Raw genomic sequence first — 4,164 nt, 5'->3', positions numbered from 1 at the left:
AAGGTTTATGCTATATATCATTTTAATAGTAATTATATTGTTATTAACTGTTATTACTTGGTCAATGTATTCAATTAAGACGTATGTTGTAAAAGGTCAAGGAATAGTAACGACTAATAATAAGCAAAACATTATGTCTCCTGTATCGGGAGCGATTGAAGAAATTCATGTAAGCGAAGGGAAGAACGTTAAGAAAGGGGATTTACTTTTATCGTTAAAGCCTGTACAGTCAAATTTGCAAATTGAGCAATTAGATGGTCAGTTAAAGCATTTAAATGAACGAATAGAACTGTTGGTAAGAGCTCAAAAGAATATATCCCGGGGGACTAATGACTTTGATAAAAAAAAGATTAGTGAAATTGAATTTTATAATAAGTTGAATTCTTTACAAGTAAAAATGAAAGAATTTGAAGTCAAAAAGGTAACTGAAGATTCCCTTAAACAACAAAATTACAATGAAGAACAGATTCAAGATTATAAGAATAAAGCAAGTAATAAGATGGAACAAGCAAAGTATGAAGCAATTTTAGAATTTACTAATGAAAAAAAACAACTTGAAATTGAAGTGAATAAGTTAGAATCTCAAAAAAATGCTTTAGTAAAAAGCCTTGAAGAGTATAAAATTATTGCTACTGAAGATGGTAAATTTCATTTGAGTAGTAAGATAACTATGGGGATGGTTATTCAGGCAGGTGCTTTAATCGGAAGTATTGCACAAGGAACTGATGATCTAATTATAGAGTTGAATCTACCATCAGCTGAAAGAGCTAAGGTGAAAATTAAAGATGATGTTGAAATGGTAGTAGCAGGTTTAAATCAAAGTGAGTATGGCATTATCGAGGGAAAGGTAATTAGCATTGCGGAAGATGCAATAATTGATGAAAAAAAAGAATCTAACAATATATATTTTAAAGTTCAAATCAAACCTAAGGAACAATTTTTAAAAGATAGCAACAATAATAAAGTGAATCTATCTTTAGGAATGTTGACTGAGGTAAGAATCAAGTATGAAAAAATTACATATTTAAAATATGCACTAGAACAGATTGGAATAAAGTAAGTTTTTTCATACAACCCCACAAAATATAAAAGTTATATTTTGTGGGCATGGGTTTGTATGAAGTGATTAAACTATAACTACATTTTAAAAACATAATTAAGCTCTCTCAATTAATAATTACTTACTAAAAAAAATAACCAATTAAATTATATAATTTTACACACTACATTACAAATGTGTTTATTAAAAAATTGAAAGAGAGTGATATATTAATGAGTAATTTAGTTTTACCTTCTAACTATGTAGAGATTGAAAACGAAGAGATGGAATATGTAGATGGTGGTTACTACATCAGCAATAGTACTTTAAAAGGGATTGTTTTCTCAGGCGTAGGTGCTTCTGCTGGAGTTTCGGTTGCTGCAATTGAAGCGGGTATTTATGGTATTGCAGCTTCATTGGCTTCTGCTGTTCCTGCTTTAGGTTGGGTTACTGGAGCGGTATTAGCGGCTAATGCAACAAACTTTGCAATAACTGCTACTCGAGCAATTGCTAGTGGTAAAGGTATGGACATTGGTGTAGGTTTCCCTACAGGTTTAACTTTCGCTGTAGCTTAATTATTAGATAGTCTATATTAGTAAAGTAATTATTGGTTTGAGAGGGTTTTATTATGTTTTTAATTTGTAGGATTAAGATGAGGTGATTACATGAGGAAAGGAATAAAATTTTTAATACTAATTACGTTAATTATATATATAAATAACTTCGCGTTTGCTTATGTTAATGGGTATAAAACTTTAATTGGTGCTAGTGCATTATGGGCTATCTCACCTTTCTTGTTGTTAACGATTGCGTCTTTTATATTGGCAAATGATTATAAAAAAGACTATTCGATAGTAAAGAAAGAAGCAAGAATTGGTTTTGTTTTAAAAGTTCTTTCATGTATTGTTGCATTTTACAATTATAAATTTGAAATAGGTTCCCTAGAATACATTATGAGATTTGTAATCTTAGCTATTTTATTCATTGTAAATATAACTCTAGAATATAAAATGTACAGAATAGCAAAGAGGTATGTTCCTAAAGCAAATGAAGAGGAAGTTAAAACCATATCTGAGAAAGAGAAATGGAATGTTAAAAAATATGGAAGAGCAGCTACGTTAGGCGTAGGATCTTTCATTTTAGTTGTGATTGGTGGAATGAATATTGTATACATTACTCAAATGAATAAGTATTATAGCTTAATTTGTATTTGTATATTCATTGTTTTTCTAAAGATGAATTATGATAAAAATATGTTGTTCCATCAAGATAAGGTTGCAGGAAAGCGTATTTTCTTAAAAGATGCATTTTATGCAACTTTAGGATTTGGATATAACTGTGCAATAGCCTTTAATTTTATTTCAGGGAATGAATTTATTGCAAATACTGCATTAATTGTTGGGATTTGCTTCTTATATCCCACTATTGTAACTAATAGAAAGATTGCCTTAAAACAAAGAGAAGTGTCAAAAGTCATTAGAGATAATTTTGAGTATTACTACAATGATGAGAATAATCCTTATAAATGAGTACAATGTAAAAGTATTATTAGATGATTAATTTATGTAAGGCTAGATTTTTTTATAATTACCAAGTGGTGAATTCTGTAAGGACAGAGTTCACTTTTTATAATTATATGTGTAAGCTGAGGTTGATTAGAAGATGGTAGAGATACGTTATGAATAAGAGGGAAAGAAGATTAATTCATTGTAGAAAGAAATAGAGCAAGTAGGTAAAAAAGCTGCAGACGTCTTAAACAGTCGCAAATCAAGTGATGTAACTGATAAATATGAAATTATAAATTTAAAAGAGGTTCAAAAAAGGTATTTCAATAATGACGGGTATTATGACTATGAGCATCGGTGGTATCGCTGGTATTTCATTAGCCGTTGGTGATATTGGTGTTATGAATATCTTGTAGCTGTAACAGAGTGTGCGCGGGAAATTTGGGTACGTAAAGCGCTAGGCGCAACACGTAGTAAAATTTTATTATAATCTTAATTAAAGCACTTCGTAACAAATAGTTTATTAGTATAGTAGAGATATTTCTCTCTACCACACATACATATTGTTCTAGTGGTGGCTCATAGCAGTCTTTAAGAAGATGTGAATGAACAAGTTATTGAAATAGAGGGAGGCATTATATATGGAAGTGAATATTAATAAACAAGATGTAGGTGCGGAAAAACCATCATTATTTGGAATGATTACATCTCCTGGATTACAGTTTGAAAGAATGAAAACAAGTAAGAAAACTTGGAGCATGTTCCTCTTAGTAACACTGTTACAAGGACTCCTAGGAGGCTTAAGTGCGTATGTTATACATACCTCACCTGAGATACTTAAAATGAAAGCAGAATTAGGTGGACTGGCTGGACAAAGTTCACTTACATCCGAAGTGATTTCTGGAATTGGATCGAGCTTTGCTAGTGCGATGGTTGGAACACTATTCATAGCAGCTATTTATAAGATATTTATGATGTTTTTGGGGAATGATACCTCTTATAAAACCCTATTGAACATTGTAGTTTATACAAATATTGTCCTTATTATTGGTGGACTTATTAATACAATTTTAAGTTTAATCTTTGGTACTGGAATGACACAATATACGAGTTTAGGATTATTATTTACGGAAGGTACATTTGCATATGGAATTGGTAATACAATTGAAGTATTCTATGTATGGAATTTAGCCTTAATTTGGCTTGGATTACATATTACAGCAGGATTAAACAAAGTGAAAGCATCGATTCCAATTATTACTCTATTCATTATTAAGGCAGTATTCTTAGCGGCAATTATTGTATTAATATCAAATCTTTTACCAGGTATACCAATGTAGGTAAATTAAGTTCATTATAAATAAGTTTAGTAAAAAAATTGCAACACTATTAACCGGTCCTTCAATACAAGGTACCGGTTAATTTGTATCTAAAAAGTGTCTAATGAATGGTGAAGTAGCAAAATTGATTCTTATTCTTTCTATCCTTAAAACGTCATGAAAAATGTATTAGATGGAATTCACATACAAATGAGGGGACAACGAGTTATAAAAGCTTGTCGTTAACTATTTTCATGTTACTTGTCTAAAAAATATTAAATGTATCTCTAAGTATTTGATG

4 protein-coding genes and 1 pseudogene are annotated in these 4,164 nt (G+C 30.3%); all 5 read left to right on the top strand.

All coding sequences use genetic code 11. The features are described 5' to 3' along the window. Window positions 1-1,060: HlyD family secretion protein (locus ACQGS6_RS23730; protein WP_426965702.1), on the top strand; the 1,060-nt coding region annotated here is incomplete at its 5' end. A 212-nt stretch (window positions 1,061-1,272) separates the two neighbouring features. Continuing rightward, window positions 1,273-1,614 (top strand): hypothetical protein, encoded by a 342-nt coding sequence (locus ACQGS6_RS23725; protein ID WP_098397893.1) that lies wholly within the window; start codon window positions 1,273-1,275, stop codon window positions 1,612-1,614. Window positions 1,615-1,704: 90 nt separating this feature from the next. After that, a complete protein-coding gene (locus tag ACQGS6_RS23720) occupies window positions 1,705-2,568 on the top strand; it encodes a hypothetical protein (RefSeq protein WP_098397892.1) in 864 nt (287 codons plus the stop codon). Between the two features lie 190 nt (window positions 2,569-2,758). Then, window positions 2,759-3,031, top strand: a pseudogene (locus ACQGS6_RS23715) (ABC transporter permease); the annotation flags it as partial. Window positions 3,032-3,185: 154 nt separating this feature from the next. Then, on the top strand, window positions 3,186-3,884 hold the full coding sequence (locus tag ACQGS6_RS23710) for a Yip1 family protein (RefSeq protein WP_098397891.1): 699 nt from the start codon (window positions 3,186-3,188) through the stop codon (window positions 3,882-3,884). Window positions 3,885-4,164 lie beyond the last annotated feature (280 nt).

The organism is Bacillus sp. GMs2/2, from assembly GCF_050172095.1.
In the GTDB taxonomy this organism is placed as follows: domain Bacteria; phylum Bacillota; class Bacilli; order Bacillales; family Bacillaceae_G; genus Bacillus_A; species Bacillus_A cereus.
The sequence above is the reverse complement of the archived record's forward strand: the minus strand, read 5'-3'. Positions and strand labels throughout refer to the sequence as shown.

Coding starts and splice junctions, on each gene's coding strand:
- ACQGS6_RS23725 (WP_098397893.1), top strand. CDS start 1,273: ATGAGTAATTTAGTTTTACCTTCTAACTATGTAGAGATTGAAAACGAA.
- ACQGS6_RS23720 (WP_098397892.1), top strand. CDS start 1,705: ATGAGGAAAGGAATAAAATTTTTAATACTAATTACGTTAATTATATAT.
- ACQGS6_RS23710 (WP_098397891.1), top strand. CDS start 3,186: ATGGAAGTGAATATTAATAAACAAGATGTAGGTGCGGAAAAACCATCA.